This window comes from Kocuria sp. (assembly GCF_030536815.1).
GTDB lineage: Bacteria > Actinomycetota > Actinomycetes > Actinomycetales > Micrococcaceae > Kocuria > Kocuria gwangalliensis.
Genome location: NZ_JAUNPE010000001.1, coordinates 58,872 through 75,340 on the forward strand (window position 1 = coordinate 58,872; position 16,469 = coordinate 75,340).

Annotated in this window: 18 protein-coding genes and 2 tRNA genes; 10 read left to right on the top strand and 10 right to left on the bottom strand. The window is 65.6% G+C overall.

Annotated features, from left to right (window positions below; translation table 11 throughout):
* Positions 1-40 precede the first annotated feature (40 nt).
* Positions 41-649, bottom strand: coding sequence for a hypothetical protein (locus tag Q4E95_RS00325; protein ID WP_303381432.1), 609 nt, complete (start codon positions 647-649; stop codon positions 41-43).
* Between the two features lie 210 nt (positions 650-859).
* On the opposite strand from Q4E95_RS00325, the gene Q4E95_RS00330 reads away from it, so the two are divergent.
* The 7 genes from Q4E95_RS00330 (at position 860) to asd (ending at position 6,619) form a co-directional block, all read left to right on the top strand.
* Positions 860-1,543, top strand: coding sequence for a response regulator transcription factor (locus tag Q4E95_RS00330; RefSeq protein WP_303381433.1), 684 nt, complete (start codon positions 860-862; stop codon positions 1,541-1,543).
* A 34-nt stretch (positions 1,544-1,577) separates the two neighbouring features.
* Positions 1,578-2,501 (top strand): mycothiol synthase, encoded by a 924-nt coding sequence (mshD, locus tag Q4E95_RS00335; protein WP_303381434.1) that lies wholly within the window; start codon positions 1,578-1,580, stop codon positions 2,499-2,501.
* Between the two features lie 76 nt (positions 2,502-2,577).
* Positions 2,578-3,525 carry an NUDIX hydrolase gene (locus tag Q4E95_RS00340; RefSeq protein ID WP_303381435.1) on the top strand — a complete coding sequence of 316 codons (948 nt, stop codon included), beginning with the start codon at positions 2,578-2,580 and terminating at the stop codon, positions 3,523-3,525.
* Positions 3,526-3,619: 94 nt separating this feature from the next.
* Positions 3,620-4,441 carry a thymidylate synthase gene (locus tag Q4E95_RS00345; RefSeq protein ID WP_303381436.1) on the top strand — a complete coding sequence of 274 codons (822 nt, stop codon included), beginning with the start codon at positions 3,620-3,622 and terminating at the stop codon, positions 4,439-4,441.
* A complete protein-coding gene (locus Q4E95_RS00350; protein WP_303381437.1) occupies positions 4,438-5,010 on the top strand; it encodes a dihydrofolate reductase in 573 nt (190 codons plus the stop codon). Before Q4E95_RS00345 ends, Q4E95_RS00350 begins: the two co-directional genes overlap by 4 nt.
* Positions 5,011-5,095: 85 nt before the next feature.
* Positions 5,096-5,440: a GNAT family N-acetyltransferase gene (locus tag Q4E95_RS00355; RefSeq protein WP_303381438.1), complete on the top strand. Its 345-nt coding sequence runs from the start codon at positions 5,096-5,098 to the stop codon at positions 5,438-5,440.
* A 42-nt stretch (positions 5,441-5,482) separates the two neighbouring features.
* Positions 5,483-6,619, top strand: a complete 1,137-nt coding sequence (gene asd / locus Q4E95_RS00360; RefSeq protein ID WP_303381439.1) for an aspartate-semialdehyde dehydrogenase — start codon at positions 5,483-5,485, stop codon at positions 6,617-6,619.
* An 8-nt stretch (positions 6,620-6,627) separates the two neighbouring features.
* On the opposite strand, the gene Q4E95_RS00365 is transcribed toward asd, so the two are convergent.
* The 8 genes from Q4E95_RS00365 to Q4E95_RS00400 all read right to left on the bottom strand — a co-directional run bounded on the left by Q4E95_RS00365 (position 6,628) and on the right by Q4E95_RS00400 (position 13,283).
* Complete coding sequence (locus Q4E95_RS00365; protein WP_303381440.1) at positions 6,628-7,038, bottom strand: PGPGW domain-containing protein; 411 nt, start codon at positions 7,036-7,038, stop codon at positions 6,628-6,630.
* A 14-nt stretch (positions 7,039-7,052) separates the two neighbouring features.
* Positions 7,053-8,171 carry a UDP-N-acetylmuramate dehydrogenase gene (locus tag Q4E95_RS00370; protein WP_303381441.1) on the bottom strand — a complete coding sequence of 373 codons (1,119 nt, stop codon included), beginning with the start codon at positions 8,169-8,171 and terminating at the stop codon, positions 7,053-7,055.
* A 17-nt stretch (positions 8,172-8,188) separates the two neighbouring features.
* Positions 8,189-8,665: a MaoC family dehydratase gene (locus Q4E95_RS00375; protein ID WP_303381442.1), complete on the bottom strand. Its 477-nt coding sequence runs from the start codon at positions 8,663-8,665 to the stop codon at positions 8,189-8,191.
* A complete protein-coding gene (locus Q4E95_RS00380; RefSeq protein ID WP_303381443.1) occupies positions 8,665-9,114 on the bottom strand; it encodes a MaoC family dehydratase N-terminal domain-containing protein in 450 nt (149 codons plus the stop codon). The genes Q4E95_RS00375 and Q4E95_RS00380 overlap by 1 nt, the downstream gene beginning before the upstream one ends.
* Before the next feature lie 99 nt (positions 9,115-9,213).
* Positions 9,214-9,287: transfer RNA gene (locus Q4E95_RS00385), tRNA-Met, on the bottom strand.
* Positions 9,288-9,342: 55 nt separating this feature from the next.
* A tRNA-Thr gene (locus tag Q4E95_RS00390) sits at positions 9,343-9,414 on the bottom strand.
* Between the two features lie 116 nt (positions 9,415-9,530).
* The gene (locus tag Q4E95_RS00395) at positions 9,531-11,546 is read right to left on the bottom strand and encodes a DEAD/DEAH box helicase (protein ID WP_303381444.1); all 2,016 of its coding nucleotides are present in this window, start codon (positions 11,544-11,546) and stop codon (positions 9,531-9,533) included.
* Positions 11,547-11,702: 156 nt separating this feature from the next.
* A complete protein-coding gene (locus Q4E95_RS00400; protein WP_303381445.1) occupies positions 11,703-13,283 on the bottom strand; it encodes a DUF2079 domain-containing protein in 1,581 nt (526 codons plus the stop codon).
* A 164-nt stretch (positions 13,284-13,447) separates the two neighbouring features.
* On the opposite strand from Q4E95_RS00400, the gene Q4E95_RS00405 reads away from it, so the two are divergent.
* Positions 13,448-14,455 (top strand): DNA-3-methyladenine glycosylase, encoded by a 1,008-nt coding sequence (locus Q4E95_RS00405; protein ID WP_368660303.1) that lies wholly within the window; start codon positions 13,448-13,450, stop codon positions 14,453-14,455.
* Between the two features lie 102 nt (positions 14,456-14,557).
* Positions 14,558-15,271 (top strand): VIT family protein, encoded by a 714-nt coding sequence (locus tag Q4E95_RS00410; protein WP_303381446.1) that lies wholly within the window; start codon positions 14,558-14,560, stop codon positions 15,269-15,271.
* 129 nt (positions 15,272-15,400) lie between these two features.
* Here Q4E95_RS00410 and Q4E95_RS00415 read toward each other — a convergent pair whose 3' ends face one another.
* On the bottom strand, positions 15,401-15,781 hold the full coding sequence (locus tag Q4E95_RS00415) for a co-chaperone YbbN (RefSeq protein WP_303381447.1): 381 nt from the start codon (positions 15,779-15,781) through the stop codon (positions 15,401-15,403).
* A 92-nt stretch (positions 15,782-15,873) separates the two neighbouring features.
* Here Q4E95_RS00415 and Q4E95_RS00420 point away from each other — a divergent pair.
* Positions 15,874-16,469, top strand: a 596-nt coding sequence (locus Q4E95_RS00420; RefSeq protein ID WP_303381448.1) for an LLM class flavin-dependent oxidoreductase, incomplete at its 3' end; no start/stop codon positions are given.

Here is a 16,469-nt window from a genome sequence, read left to right on the forward strand (position 1 = left end):
CAACAGGACAAGGTAAAAGATTTCGAGTGCAAGCATGGTTCTAAGCTACCACGGAGGCCAGTATCCGACCGGCGAAAAGCGCTGCCACACCGAGTAGTGCAACGGGTGTTACGCCCAGGGTCAACAGGCCCCTGCGCTTAGGGGTCTCCGGTGCCGCGGAAATGATCCGCACACCCACCACACCGATGATGAGGGCGAGCGGCAAACCCACACCGGTCACGGTGACCCAGGTGCCCAAACCGTAGAGCTCCTCCACGTGACTCAGTCCGATCCAGCCGGAGGCACTCACGGCGGCCATGACACCCGTCACGGAGGCCAGGGTTGATTCCAAACGACCCTCGGCTCCTTCACCACGCACCAGCTCGGCCACGCACACGACCATGAAAGCCACGCCCACCACGGCCGGGAGCCAGATGAGCTGCTGATCCGGGACGAAATTCACCAGGGAACACGCGATCACGCCGGCCGCGGCAATAATCACGTTGTGCCGGCGGCGGGCCTTGATCCCCGTGGCCGCGGGCCAGCCCACCGCGATCACCACGGCCATGACCACGGACACGATCAGCGGAAGCAAACCACCCAGCACACTGGCACCGAGGGCAAGAATCAGCGAGACGGCGGCCGCGCCGATGATCCTTGCGTATCTCATGGGTTTCCTCCGCGCACGGTCTGGGGCAGATATTCCCTTCAGCCTAACCGCCCCGAACCCGCGAACGGGTCAGCACGCCTGCTGATCGGGGCAACGAGGTTCCATCGTGATCGTGAAAATTACCGCGCGTCTCGAGTATTTATAATGGTCAACACAGCCGCCCGGGGGAATTCCCTGGGTGAGCTTCCCTCACCATCAACGGGATGATCCGTGCTCCAGATTGTGCTGCTCAGCGATGAAACCAACGCGCTCGCCACTGTTCTTCCCGGCCTAGAGCTCCTCTCGCACCAGATAGACGTGGTGCCGCTCAGTTCCCTCGGGGCCCTCAAGCACGTGCGGCAACCGGATGTGGTGGTCCTCGACGGCACCACCAACATGGTGGCCGCGCGCAACACCGCCCAGTCCCTGGCCGCCCGAGACACTCCCGTTCCCGTGCTCCTGGCCCTGACCGAGGGCGGGATGGCGGCCGTGGCGGCGTCGTGGTGTGTTACGGACGTGGTGCTGCACAATGCCGGGCCCGCAGAGATCGAGGCCCGATTGCGATTGGCGAGCGCCCGAGGTCCGGAGGAAACGCAGGACGAGTCCGTGATCAGGGCCGGCAACGTGACCATCGACGACGGTTCGTACACCGTCAAGATCGGCGGCACCCCGCTGAACCTCACGTACAAGGAGTTCGAACTGCTCAAATTCCTCGCGCAGAACGTGGGCCGTGTCTTCACACGCGCCCAGTTGCTGTCGCAGGTGTGGGGCTACGACTATTACGGCGGCACTCGCACGGTCGACGTGCACATTCGAAGGCTGCGCGCGAAATTGGGGGCCGACCACGAGCACCTGATCACCACGGTGCGTAACGTGGGGTACAGCTTCACGGCGGGCCGGGACAGCGAGTCCTGACACGCCACCCAACCGCTCACAGTGGAGGTATGTCATGGCCGTGACCATTCTCAGTCAGGACGGGGTTGCCGATCCCGCAGCTTTGACGGGCCTGGCTCAGCGAGCCACCCGCGCCGACGGCGATCCCCCGTTCTCGGATCAGACGCTCGTTGACGTGCGTTCGGCCAGGGCTGGGCTCCGCTCGGTCACCGCGACCGAGGACGGCGCCCTGGTGGGTAGCGCGCTCATCAACCCGGACTCGGACCAGGCCTCCACCTTCACGGTGGAACTCGTGGTGGACCCCGAGTGTCGCGGTGCCGGGATCGGCGCGGCCCTGGCACGAGAGGTGCGCGGGCAGGTCGAGGGCACGGTGGAGGCCTGGGCCCACGGTGATCATCCGGGTGCCCGGCGACTTGCCGAAACCTACGGACTGACGGCGGTACGCGACCTGTACCGCTTGAAGCGAGGACTGCGCGGGTCCTCCGATCTTCCGTTGCCGGTGGATCTGGCCGAGGGCCTCGAGATCCGGCCGTTCGAGCAGAACCGCGACGAGAACGGGTGGCTGAGGGTCAATGCGCAGGCGTTCTCGGACCACCCGGAGCAGGGCAGGATGACCCTGGACGATCTGCGTCAGCGGGAAGCCGAGGAATGGTTCGACGCGCCCGGGTTCTTGCTGGCCGTTCGCGCCGATGACCCCGAGGTCATCCAGGGCTTCCACTGGACCAAGATCCACCCCGTCTCGGACGGCTCCCCCGCGATGGGTGAGGTCTACGTCGTGGGCATCTCCCCGGAGCAACAGGGCCGCGGACTCGGCAAGGCACTGACCGCCGCGGGCATCAATTACCTGGCCGGACAGGACCTCGAGCACGTGATGCTGTACGTGGACGGGGACAACGCCCCCGCCATGGCGCTGTACGAAAAGCTCGGTTTCGAGCGGTGGCACCTGGACGTGATGTTCCGGGGCGAGATCACCGGATAACATCTGAGAGGTGCCGTCCCGCCCCCTCGGGTGCAGAAACGCGTGCCACCTTGGTCCATCAGACAGAGAGCGGGTCATGGCAAAAAGTAATGCCTCCGGAAAGATCGACGTCTACGCCGCAGGCTGTCTGTGTTGGCGTCGCAGCGCGGGCGAGCTTCAAGTACTGGTCATCCACCGGCCGCGTTATGACGACTGGTCCTGGCCCAAGGGCAAACAGGACAACGGAGAGACCCTCCCGGAAACCGCCGTGCGTGAACTGCGCGAAGAAGTGGGCCTGTCGGTGCGCTTGGGCGTGCCGTTGCCGTCGATCCGTTACCAGGTCAGGGACCAGTCGAAACTGGTGAAGTACTGGGCCGCAGAGATCTCGGCTTCCGCGCAGGCCACACCCGATCACGGTGAAGTGGACGAGCTGCGGTGGGTGAGAGCGGATCAGGCCCGCACCATGCTCAGCAACGCGGACGACCGTGAACCCCTCGACGAGCTGGTGGCCTTGCATCGCAACGGCACCCTGTCGACCCGCCCCGTCATCATTGTGCGCCATGCCAAGGCGAAACCCCGTTCCTCGTGGCAGCGCGCGGAGGGTGATCGTCCCCTGGCGGCCACCGGCAAGCGGCAGGCCCTGGCCGTCACACGGTTGTTGGCCGCCTGGCAACCCAGGAGGGTCCACACCTCCCCGTGGTTGCGCTGCATGTCCACGGTGATCCCGTACGCCAAGAAGTACAGCGCCAAGGTCAAGGAACGCTCGCAGCTGACGGAGGCGGCCCACAAGCGCTCCCCCAAGAAGGCCGCAGCCGTTGTCGAGCAGCTCTTCGACACGGAGCACCCCGTGGTGCTGTGCACCCATCGTCCGGTACTACCCACGGTGCTCAAAGTACTGGCCCGCCACATGCCCGCCACCATGGTCGAGGAGCTACCCGATGCGGATCCGTACCTTTCCCCCGGTGAAATGCTCGTGCTCCAGATGCCCCGGAACACCAAGGGCCGAGCCGTGAGTTGTGAAATCATCACCCCGTTCGACGACTGACCCGTGAGTCACTGCGACCGGCGGCCTCCGGCCCGGTAGCACCGGGCCGGACCCGTAACCGGTCTGCGGGCCCGTACTCAGCACAAAGGAAACCATGTCTGCCATTCCCACGCCCTACGAAGATCTTCTGGCCGAGGTCATGACCCACGGTGCCCTCAAGTCCGACCGGACCGGCACGGGTACGCGCTCAGTATTCGGCCGGCAGATCCGCTACGACCTCTCCGAGTCCTTTCCCCTGTTGACCACCAAGCGCGTCCACTTCAAATCCCTTGCCCTGGAACTGTTGTGGTTCTTGTCCGGGTCCTCCAATGTGCGCTGGTTGCAGGAACGCGGTGTGAGCATTTGGGACGAATGGGCGGACGAGAACGGTGACCTGGGCCCCGTGTACGGGGTGCAGTGGCGCAGCTGGCCGGCCGGTCACGGGGAGAGCATCGACCAGATCGCGCGCGTGGTGGAATCCATCAAGAACTCGCCGCATTCGCGCCGTCACGTAGTGACCGCGTGGAACCCCGCGGAAGTCGAGAACATGGCGTTGCCGCCGTGTCACGCGCTGTTCCAGTTCTACGTGCAGCCTCGCGAGGACGGCCCCGACGCCCTCAGTTGTCAGCTTTACCAGCGTTCCGCGGACCTTTTCCTGGGCGTCCCCTTCAACATCGCCTCGTACGCGCTGCTCACCATGATGGTGGCCCAGCAATGCGATCTGGTCCCCGGTGAGTTCATCTGGACCGGAGGTGATTGCCACATCTACGCCAATCACGTGGAGCAGGTCACCAAGCAACTGGCCCGCGAACCCTACCCGTACCCGCAGCTGAAGATCCTGCGCACACCGGGTTCCATCTTCGACTACGACTACGAGGACTTCGAGGTGGTCGGTTACAGGTACCACCCCGGGATCAAGGCACCGGTGGCGGTATGAGCGCGGCACGATCCACATCTTTACCCGCGATCAGCCCGAACGGCCCCACCGTGGGTGCCATCTGGGCCCAGAATCCCCAGGGCATCATCGGTAAGGACGGCACGATCCCCTGGCACGTGCCCGAGGACCTGCGGTTCTTCTCGAGCACCACCACCGGGCATCCGGTGATCATGGGGCGCCGCACCTGGGAATCGTTCCCACCCCGATTCCGACCGCTTCCGGGGCGACCCAACATCGTGGTCACCAGCCGCCCCGAGACCGTGGCGGGCGACGGCGACAACGTGTGGACGGCGGCGTCGTACGCGCAAGCCCTGGAACTCGCGCTGTCGCTGCTCGACGACCCGAACGGCGAGATCTGGGCCATTGGTGGGACCCGGATCTGGGCCGACGCCCTCGCCCACGAAGCGCTGCCGTTGACTCGCGCCTACGTGACCACCGTGGACCTCGCGGTGGAGGGCGACACCGTAGCGCCGCGACTGGATGACACCTGGCGGCAACGCGAGCTGGCCGACTGGGCCGAGTCCAGCAAGGGGCCTCGTTTCCGAATGGACGAGTACACGCGCCGATAAGTCGCCGTGAGACGCGCGAAGGAACCATGACGAAACATGAGATAGCGTGATCTTGACCACTTCTACCTTGGAGGATTGAGCCGCCGTGACCACTGGCCCCACACCGAGCATCCATGAAAGCCCCACGCTCGACCTGCGTGCCAATCCCGATCGTGGCCGCTACGAGCTGTGGGACGACCAGCAGTTCATCGGCTTCTTGGGGGTTGAAATCCTCGATGACGGCACCGTGGACGTGCAACACGCCATTGTGGCCGAGGCCTTCGGTCGCCAGGGCTACGCCCGCACCCTGGTGACCTTCGTCTTCGACAAGTTCCGTGAACAGGGCGTGCAGATCCGCCCCACGTGCACGTACGTGCTCGACTACCTGCAGCGATTCCCGAGCTATCAGGATCTGGTGGCCGAAACCCCGGATCCGCGCAACCAGGAGTAACCGTGGGTCACGCCCGATCTTCGGATCGATAGACTGGGCGGCATGACTTCACAACCCTCAGCCGTAGGCTTCATTGGCTGGCGCGGCATGGTCGGTTCCGTTCTGATGGACCGTCTGCGCGCCGAAAACGATTTCGCCAGCCTCGACCCCGTATTCTTCTCCACCTCCAATGCCGGAGGCGCCGCGCCCACCATTGAGGGTATGGGTGACGCCGGGACGTTGCAGGACGCCTACGACATTGCGGCGCTGTCCGCACTTCCCATCCTGGTGACCGCCCAGGGTGGCGACTACACGAAGGCCGTGCACTCCAAGCTGCGCGATGCCGGCTGGGACGGTATCTGGATCGACGCGGCCTCCACCCTGCGCATGGAAGAGTCCTCCATCATCCCGTTGGACCCGGTCAACCGCGACGTGATCGACGCGGGTCTGGCACGCGGTGTGAAGGACTTCAGCGGCGGCAATTGCACGGTCTCGTGCATGCTCATGGGCCTGGGCGGGCTGTTCAACAACAACCTGGTGGAGTGGACCACCTCCATGACCTACCAGGCCGCGTCCGGTGGCGGCGCCCGCCACATGCGCGAGGTCATTCAGCAGTTCGGGGACATCCACGGTTCCGTGTCGGATCACCTCGCCGACGCCGCTTCGGCCATTCTCGAGATCGACCGCGCGGTGCTCGCCAAGCAGCGTTCCGGTGAGTTGGACGCCTCACAGTTCGGTGTGCCGCTGTCCGGTTCGCTCATCCCCTGGATCGACGCCGATCTGGGCAACGGCCAGTCCCGTGAGGAATGGAAGGCGGAGGCCGAGACCAACAAGATTTTGGGCCGCTCCGGCGAGGACCTGATTCCCGTGGACGGGTTGTGCGTGCGCATCGCCGCAATGCGCAGCCACTCCCAGGCGCTGACCATCAAGCTGCGCGAGGACCTTCCGGTGGCGGAGATCGAGCGGATCATCGACGCCGAGAACCAGTGGGCCAAGGTCATCCCCAACACCAAGGAAGCCAGCATGCAGGATCTGACGCCGGTGGCTGCCTCCGGTTCCCTGGACATCCCGGTGGGCCGCATCCGCAAGCTCTCCATGGGCCCGGAGTACATCTCCGCCTTCACCGTGGGGGATCAACTGCTGTGGGGTGCCGCAGAGCCCCTGCGTCGCATGCTCAAGATCGCGACCGGCACGCTGTAGGCCTCGGCCTACTTCTCACCCGTTCCATGGGCCGTGACACGCAGGTGTCGCGGCCCTTGGAGTAAGTGATGTGGCTTGTCGCGGGCGCGGCGGAACCGCCATTCGGCCACGATGTTCGACCACCAGCGCCACGCCTTCAGGGCCAGTCGTTTGACGCGCTGGTTGAGCCGGTGCGCCCACGCGAATTCGGTGCTCCAGAGACCGATGCCCAGGAAAATGAACAACCACCCGGGGCCTGGCGTGACCAACATGATGATCCCCAGCACCAAGAAGAGCGCGCCCAGCACAGTCACCAACGTCAGGTGAATGGCTCGCAGTGCGGGGTGTTTGTAGGAGAACGCCTTGACCCGCAACACGGTCCGCTGGATCCGGCCGCCTTCCTCGCCGCGCCGGATCTCTTCCTGGAGTTCGGAGCTCATGCTGTCGTGAGCACCTAGAGGCTCATCCCCACCAGGACCGGTTCGGGTACCAACCGCACGCCGAACACGTGCTCCACGCCGTCACGCACGGTACGAGCCAGGGACGCGAGGTCTTCGGAGGACGCCCTACCGCGGTTGGTCATGGCCAGGGTGTGTTTGGTCGAGACGGCGGCGCGGCCGGCGGCCACGGACTCGCCGTCGAGGTCCAGCTGCTGATTCCGCGAGCCGGGTAGCCCGAACCCCTTGCCGAATCCGGATTGGTCGATGAGCCACGCGGCGGATAATTTGGTGGCCCCGGGGATCTGGTGGCCCGCGGCGTCGAGCACGGGGTAGCGCGGGGCGTCATCAGGCAGGGCCTCCAGGCGAGCCGGGTCCTCCACAATGGGGTTCGTGAAGAATGAGCCGGTGCTGTAGGTGTCCCGGTCCTGCGGGTTGAGCACCATCCCCTTGGAGGCTCGCAGCCGCAGCACGGTCTCGCGCACGGCGTCCAGTGGTGCACACTCACCGATCTCCACACCCAGCGCCGAGGCCAGCTGCCCGTAGCGCACGGGCAGCCCCACGGCCTGGGGCAACAACCGGAATGTCACGGAGAGCACCACGTAGCGCGGAGTCCCGTGTTCCATACTGCGCTTGAGCACAGAATCGCGGTAGGAGAACTCCAGGTCACCGGCGCTGAAGGTGCGGAGCTCACGTGCCTGACGATCCCACGCGCGCACGCTATCGATGGTCTGCGAAACCTCTGTGCCGTACGCGCCCACGTTCTGCACGGGAGTGGCTCCCGTGGTCCCGGGAATGCCGGACAGCGTTTCCAGGCCCGCCAGGCCCTGTTGAACGCTCCACTGAACCGCCCGCTCCCACGAGTGCCCGGCCTGCACCTCAACCAGAGAGCCACGGGCGGACGATGTCTCCACCACGTGGATACCCTCCGTGGCCACGTGCACCACGGTCCCCTCGAAGCCGTTGTCCGAGGCCAGAATGTTGGAGCCCCCGCCCACGATCAGGATCGGCTCGCCGGCATCGTCCGCCGCGGCCACCGCGCGCGTCAGTTGCTCTTCGGTCTCCGCCTTGACGTAACGGGAAGCGGGGCCGCCCACCGCGGTGGTGGTCAGATCGGCCAGTCGGGGTGCATTCATGATGGTTAACTCTAATGCTAGAACTTCACAACAACCTGGGCCTTGACCAAGACCTTGAGCGCCTTGGCCTCGGCCGGGTCCGCGCCCTCCTCGGCCATATCGGGAGCGGTGACGGTGAGGTCCACGCGCGCGGTGCGGGCCTCTTGGTCCACCGCGCCGATCGCGCCGCTCACGGACAACTCGGTTCCGGCTCGGACTTCCGTGTCGAAACGGTTCGGGACGACCACGGGCTTGGTGAAGCGGGTTTGATAATCGACAACGGCGCCCGCGTCACCCGCCCACTCGGTCACCAGACCTACGGCGGCCCCCATGGTGAACATGCCGTGGGCAATCACATTGGGAAGGCCCACGTTCTGGGCGAAGTCCTGGTTCCAGTGGATCGGGTTGAAGTCACCGGAGGCGCCGGCGTACTTCACGAGATCCGCACGGGACACCGGCACGGTGCGCTCGCCGATGGACTGACCCTTTTCGAGCTGCTCGAATGCGATATTCATTACTGGTCCTCCCCGCGTACCAACAACGACGACGTGGTGGTGGCCACTTGCTCGCCCGCCACGGTGGTGATTTCCACACGGGAGGTGATCATGGCACCCGATCCCATGGGCCGCACCTGGTCAACCGTGACGGCCGCCAGGAGTTCGTCACCGGCCACGATGGGGCGGTGATGTGTAAATCGCTGCTCGGTGTGCACCACGCGGGAGAAATCGATACCCGCGCTCGGATCCTGGACCAGTGCGGCGTCGGCGCGCTGGGACACGATGATGGCAAAGGTGGGCGGGGCCACGAGATCGTCGTACCCGGCGGCCCGGGCGGACTCCACATCGAAGTGGACGCTGTCCGTGGCCTTGACCGCGGAGGCGAACTCGCGGATCTTTTCTCGGGACACCTGGTAGGCGGGTGCAGCCGGATACGTGCGGCCCACCACCTCTTCTGAAATGGCCATGGCTCTCCTCGGTCGGACGAAAATTTTCCCTCAGCCTACTGGGCGGAGCATCCGGGCAAAGACAAAGACGCCGTTCCGCATGGAACGACGTCTTGGAAGTAGCGGTGGACGGGCTCGATCCGTCGACCTCACGATTATGAGTCGTGCGCTCTAACCAGCTGAGCTACACCGCCATTTCATGAATGAACCTGCGGCTCGTGTGCACAAGCCGCAGGCCCTCATCATGAGAGCCCCGACCGGGAATCGATCCCGGGACCTCCATCTTACCAAGATGGCGCTCTACCACTGAGCTATCGGGGCAACGCGGAAAACTCTAACAGCATTTCGGCGAGTTGCAAAAACGAGGTGAACTCACCGAATCCGCAGAGTATCCGCGGGGTGCCGACCGCCCGAATCCGGGCGGTCAGCGGGGTCTATCAGCGGTCGCGGAACCCACCGCTGCCCTTGGGAAAGCCCTTCTTGCGCGGACGATCCTGGTACGAGGAGCCACCGCCACGGGAACGGTCGCCACCACGGAAACCGCCGCGGTCTCCGCCACGGTCGCCGCCGCGATCCCCGCCTCGATCGGAGCGGTCACCACGGTCGAAACGACCGCCGCGGTCACCATCACGGTCACGGAACCGGCCGCCCTCACGGGAGCCACCGCGAGAGCCGCCGCCACCGGGGCCGCGATCCTCCTGGATGCGGATCGGGGCGCCGTTGATGCGGGTGTTGGACAGCTTGTCCATGGTGCCCGCGGGCAGGTTCTCGGACAAACCCACCAACGTGAAGTTGGGGTGAATGTCGATCGCGCCGATCTGCGAACCGTTCAAGCCACCCTCGTGGGTCAGTGCGCCCACGATGGCGCCCGGTGCCACGCGGTCACGATGCCCAACAGCCAGCTTGTAGGTACGCATGCCGGCCTCGGGACCGCTGCGGCGACCGCCGCCGCCGCCACGCGGGCCGTCGGAGCCCTCACGGCGGTCACGCTCGCGCTTGCGCTGCGGAACCTCGGGAAGCTCTTCGGCCAGGAACGGGCGACCGTCCTGAGCAATCACGGCCAGCGCTGCCGCGATCTCGGCGGCGTCCACGTCGTGCTCGTTCTCGTACTGCTCCACGAGCTCGCGGAAGAACGCCAAGTCCTCGGACTCAATGGTCTCCGCGATCTGGTTCGCGAAGTTTTCCTTACGAGTGCGGTTGACGTCCTCGACGGACGGCATGCGCATTTGCTCGACCGGCTGACGCGTGGCCTTCTCGATGGCGCGCAGCAGGTACTTCTCCCGCGGCGTCATGAAGAGAATGGCCTCGCCCTTGCGGCCCGCGCGGCCGGTACGGCCAATGCGGTGCACGTAGGACTCGGTGTCGTGGGGAATGTCGTAGTTGACGACCAGGGAGATACGCTCCACGTCCAGACCGCGGGCGGCGACGTCGGTGGCGACCAGGATGTCCACCTTGCCGTCACGCAAGGAGTCCACCGTGCGCTCGCGCAAATTCTGCGGGATGTCACCGTTGATCGCGGCTGCGGTGTAACCGCGGGCCTTGAGCTTGTCGGCGATCTCCTCGGTCGCGGCCTTGGTGCGGACGAAGACGATCACGCCGTCGTAGTCCTCGACCTCGAGCACGCGGGTCATGGCGTCCAGCTTGTGCGGGCCCATGACCTGCATGAACCGCTGACGCGTGTTGGTGCCCGTGGTGGTCTTGGCCTTGACCGTGATCTCCTTGGGATCACGCAAGTACTGCTGCGCGATCCGGCGGATGGCCTTGGGCATCGTGGCGGAGAACAGGGCGACCTGCTTTTCCACCGGAGTTTGGCTGAGGATCTTCTCGACGTCCTCGGAGAAGCCCATGCGGAGCATCTCGTCGGCCTCGTCGAGCACCACGTAGGCAATGTCGTCGAGCTTGAGCGAGCCCTTGCTCAGGTGATCGATCACGCGACCGGGGGTGCCCACCACAACCTGCGCACCGCGGCGCAGACCGGCCAGCTGCGGGCCGTAGGACGAACCGCCGTACACGGGCAGCACGGTGAAGTCGTCAAGGTGGGTCGCGTAGGAACCAAAGGCCTCCGCCACCTGCAGCGCGAGCTCACGGGTGGGCGCGAGCACCAGCACGCGGGTGGAGCGCTGGGGACCGTGCAGGTCGGACAGCTCCGCCAACTTGGACAGCGCGGGAACTGCGAAGGCCGCGGTCTTGCCGGTACCGGTCTGGGCCAGACCCACCACATCGCGACCGCTCAGCAGTGCGGGAATGGTGGCTGCCTGGATGGGCGAGGGGTACTCGTACCCGACGTCGTCGAGTGCGGCCAGAATGCGGCCGTCGACGCCGAGTTCGGCGAAGGTGGGAGTATCGGGCTTGGATTCGGCGGGCTCAGCGGCGCTTTCGGCGCCCTGCAAAGCCTCGGTAGTAGTGGGCGTCTCAAGCTCTGCAGCAGTTTCGGGAGTGGATTCAGTAGGCATGGGTGAACCTCGCTTCGGTGGGGTAGAAATGATTGACACCGGTGCGTGCGGTCCTACCGCGTGTGCCCCTGATCGACATGCCTGCTACGGCGAAACGATTTAATGAGGACAGAAAAACCGGGATGATAACGTCAAAGTCTAGCGCACTTCGTTGCGTTACGGAGACTCCCGGCCCAGCAGAATGATGTTCTCCTCGTCACGTTCGATGACATATTGCTCGCCATACAGTTCTTGGGCGTACGCTGCGGGATCCTCCGGCGGGTCCTCCCCCCACGCACCGCCTTCGCGATCGATCACCACGAAGTCGGGCGCCGGGTCATCCGTATTACCGATCCAATGCACGTCCGCTCGGGACACCAGCCCATTGATCAATGTCAGGTCCGTGGCTACCGATGCTCCTTCCGGAACGGCCCGGACCGTGGCGTCCTTGACGTCCGCCCGAGGGTCCTGGCGCCAGGCCTCCCCCGTGACCAAGTGGGCGAGCGGTTGCTGTGTCGCGACCGCGAGCGCCACGACCAGGGCAACCCACGGTCCGAGCTCGGCCGCTGCCCGTGCGGCCCGGGATCGGGTGCCCGCCGCCCGCAGTCTCACCACCGCGTCGATCACCGCGATGAACACAATGGGCATGATCACCGCGTTGTAATGCCACCCCGGGCCCCAGTACCCGTCATTGGGCGAGAGCATTCTCCACGCGAGCGTGGGCAGGGCGATCAGGACAAGCGGGGAGCGCACCGCGACCAACGCACCGGCCGCAAGGGTGAGCAACCACGTGCCCAGTTTCTGGTCGGGCACGAACAATGTGATCACCGCTGCGGCCGGGTCGCGCAGGATACCGGCGACGTCCAATTTGTCCGCGTACGCGAACGCATCGTTGGGGTTCAGCCCCGGCAGGATCACCCAGACCGCCAGCAGACTCACACCGATTCCCCACGCCATCAGCAGCGCTCCGAGCACGGCCGGTTGCTGCGAGGTGCGGCTCAGCGCCGTGACAAGTTCCTTGGCCGACGACGACGCTGGCCCGCCTCCCGTGACGCGGCCCGTGGGTTCATACACGCGATGCAACCACAGCGCCGACACTCGCGCTGTGGGCCGCAATGCGTGCCCCACCATCACGGCACCGACGGCGGCGACCGTCATCCCCAGGTCCTCCTTCACGAGGGCGACCGGGGCGGCCCACAGAGCCGCCGAAGGCCAGCGCCGTTCCCTCAGGGCACACACGGAGAGGGCAAGCAGCGGCACCGCCAGCGCGATCTCGTGGAACTGCACGGCCACCGCGCCCTGCAGCCCGAAGCTCAACCCGTAGGCCACCGCGACGGCCGCGGCCGGTGCTGGTCGTAAGGCGCGAGCGGCGCACCAGGAGACCACACCCACGGACCATCCCAGCAGGATGTCCTGAAGAATCATCGGCGTGAGAGCGGACGGAAACAGCCAATAGCCGGGCGCCAATACCGCCAGCAACGGATGGAAGTGATCGCCGAGCAGGTTGAAATCATGGCCCTTGATATTCACCACGGGTGGCTGCCCGGCGGCGTAGGACTGCAGCAGTTGGGTGAAGATCGCGTTGTCCCATGAGGGCACCTCCCATTGATGCCACTGTGTGAGGGAGAACAGCGTGTAAAGCAGTGTGAAGACCACGCCCATCCCGACCGGCCACCAACGCAGGTGATCACGGATCCGTGCGTTGCACCCGACAAACACGGTCTTCGGGGACGCGGCATGCTCAATCGCTGTGGACACGGGATTTCCTGACGTGGGGTGCGCTCGTGGGCAGGATATCCCAGCGGCCCTGTGCGCCGGTGAACACGAGGGCCGCGCATAGCTCGTCTCGCGCGGGGCGCACTGCACCCCGGCCTGTCCTTCGCGGCGCCCGAGGCCTATGCATGTCGTGGGCGCGTGAAAAGATGACGAGTATGTCCTTGCACGCGACCGTGGGCCCCGCGAAGCAACCCGCGGTGGAGCCCGTCCGGCTTCAGTGGTCACCGGTAGCACCTGTCCATCTGGGACAGACCCTCTCCGTGCTCGGGCGCGGTAGCGCCGACCCCACGGTGCGCGTGTTGTCCCCCGATTGCGTATGGATCACCACCAGACATCACGACCTGGCCGTCTCCGCTCGCTTCACACGGGCGCCCTCCGGCGCGGTGAGCACCACCTTGGAGCGGGACATCGTGGTGGACGCGTGGGGACCGGGCGCGATCACGTGGATCGAGAGTGCTCCCAACTGGTGCGGCGCCGCGGACGACTGGACGGTTTTCGAAGGTTCCGCCGCGTACCACCTGTTGCCGGAGCGATTACGGCTGGCGCGGCGTCGGCACCCCGGCTTGAGGCTGCCCGCAACCGGCGCGGTCATCGACCGGGCGGTCATCGCCATCATCGAGCAGCGTGTCACGGCCATGGAGGCCATCAGGGCCTACCGCTACCTGGTGCGCTTGGCCGGTGAACGCGCGCCGGGTCCCGCTCCGGCCGGCATGTACGTACCTCCCACCGCGGAGCAATGGCGGAGAATTCCCTCGTGGCAGTGGCACCGAGCGGGTGTGGATCCGCAACGCTCCGCAACCGTCATGCGAACGATGCAGCGTGCGAGTGCGCTGGAAAGACTGGGCGCGCTCGATGATCCCGCGCGGGTGCGGGCCAAACTTCAAACACTCAACGGCATAGGGGTGTGGACCGCCGCAGAGATCACCCAGTGCACGCACGGGGATCCGGATGGCATCAGCGTGCGTGACTACCACTTGGCGGATTACGTGTGCTGGTTCTTCGATGGCGCACCGGGTTCGGACGATCGGATGGAGCAATTGCTGGAACCGTGGCGGGGGCACCGTCAGCGCGTGGTCCGGTTGATCAAAGCCAGCGGTCACCGTAAGCCGTCTTTCGGACCTCGCCTGGCTCCTGCGGACCATCGCCGGCATTGACCTTGGCTGCTGCGTCCTCGCCGGTCCCGGGCCGGTCACCGGCCAAGTGAGGGTTGGTTAACCTAGCTAGCTAATCATTGGGGCCCGGAGCAGACTTGACGCATGAGCGAGCACGTCATTGCCGAACCCCACAACGACAAATACGCCGAGAAACTCAACAAACTCCGCGCCGGGGTCCTGGGCGCGAACGACGGCATTGTGTCCGTGGCTGCCACGGTGGTCGGTGTTGCCGGTGCGACCGGCGATTCTTGGCCGATTCTCATTGCCGGCTCGGCGGCGGTCATCGGCGGCGCCCTGTCCATGGCCCTGGGTGAGTACGTGTCGGTGTCCAGCCAGAAGGACTCGCAGGAGGCCCTGATCGCCAAAGAAGTGTTGGAGCTCGAGCAGATGCCGGAGGCCGAGCTGGAAGAGCTGACCGACATTTACCGGTCCCGCGGGCTATCTCACGACACAGCTAGGCACGTGGCGGTTGAACTCACCGAACGCAATGCGCTGCTCGCGCACCTGGATGCCGAGTTGGGCATCGACCCCGAGAACATCCCCAGCCCGTGGGCCGCGGCGTGGGCATCGGCTCTGGCCTTCCTCCTCGGCTCACTCCTCCCCATGCTCGCCATCCTGCTGCCCCCGCCGGAATGGCGGATCCCCGTCACGTTCGTTGCCGTGCTCGCTGCCCTGGCAATCACGGGCACTCTGGGCGCGCGGCTGGGTGGCACCCCTCACGTGGGACGCGCGGCCGCTCGCGTGGTCATAGGGGGCGCGCTCGCACTCGGAGCCACGTTCCTCATCGGATCAATGCTGGGCGTCACCGCGGCGTAGACACCATTCGTGAACCCGAGGGGAGACCACGCCAAGGAATCGACGCGCCCTGTGAGTCCGAACGTGCAAAAACGCAGGGGCGCTCTCCATCCGGAGAGCGCCCCTGCGGGGTTTAAGTCTTGCGCTGGGTCAGTCGACCTGCTCGCCCTCAGCGGCCTGCTTCTCGACCTCGGCGCGAACCTCTTCCATGTCCAAGCCCTTGACCGCGTCAATGACCTGGTCCAGCGCGTTGCCGGGCATGGCACCGGGCTGCGAAAAGACCAGAATGCCCTCACGGAAGGCCATGAGGGTGGGAATGGATGAAATCTGTGCGGCGGCAGCCAGTCCCTGCTGGTCCTCGGTGTCCACCTTGCCGAACACGATGTCCGAGTGCTGCTCGGAAGCGGCTTCGTAGGTGGGAGCAAACTGCTTGCAGGGTCCGCACCAGTCGGCCCACCAGTCCAACAACACGATGTCGTTGTCGGAGATGGTCTGACCCAGAGTGTCTTGGGTGATGTCTACAGTAGCCATGGAGCCAGCCTAAAACGCCGCGACGGCCAACCCCAGAGCGTTCACTGCTGGCACAAGAGCCCGCTCCACGGCCGACCACCGGAAGGACCCGCGTGAACCCACAGCTTGGCATCATGACGTGGGGAGACATCGCGCCGGATCCTTTGACGGGTCAGCTCCCGAGTCCCTCGGGACGCCTCACGCATGTTCTGGAGTTGGCCAGAACGGCAGAATCCGTGGGGCTCGACATTGTGGGTGTCGGTGAAGGGCACGGGGCTCATCGCGTCAATCAAGACCCCTTCCTGCTGCTCTCCGCACTGAGCCGGGTCACCGAGCGGATCCGGTTGTCCGCTGCCGCCAGCGTGCTCACGACCGCAGACCCGGTTCGCATTGCCGAACAGCTCAGCCTCCTGTCGTTGCTCTCCAACGGTCGCGTGGACCTCGTGGCCGGAAGGGGCGCACTCCCCCAGGACCAGGACCTATTTGCCGTCCCATCGCACCTGCGGGAAGAAATTTTCGAGGAGCGCCTCGACCAGCTCCTCGACGTACTTCGCCCGGGCCCGTCGGACCTGCTCGGCGATTTCCGCGACCATGCAAGGGACGTCGAACTACCCGCTACCGGGCGGGACCCACGCGATCTTGTGTGGGCGGCGTCGTCGGGCTCGCCCAGGTCCGTGCTGCGCGCGGCGGGGCACGGGCTCGGTGTCAT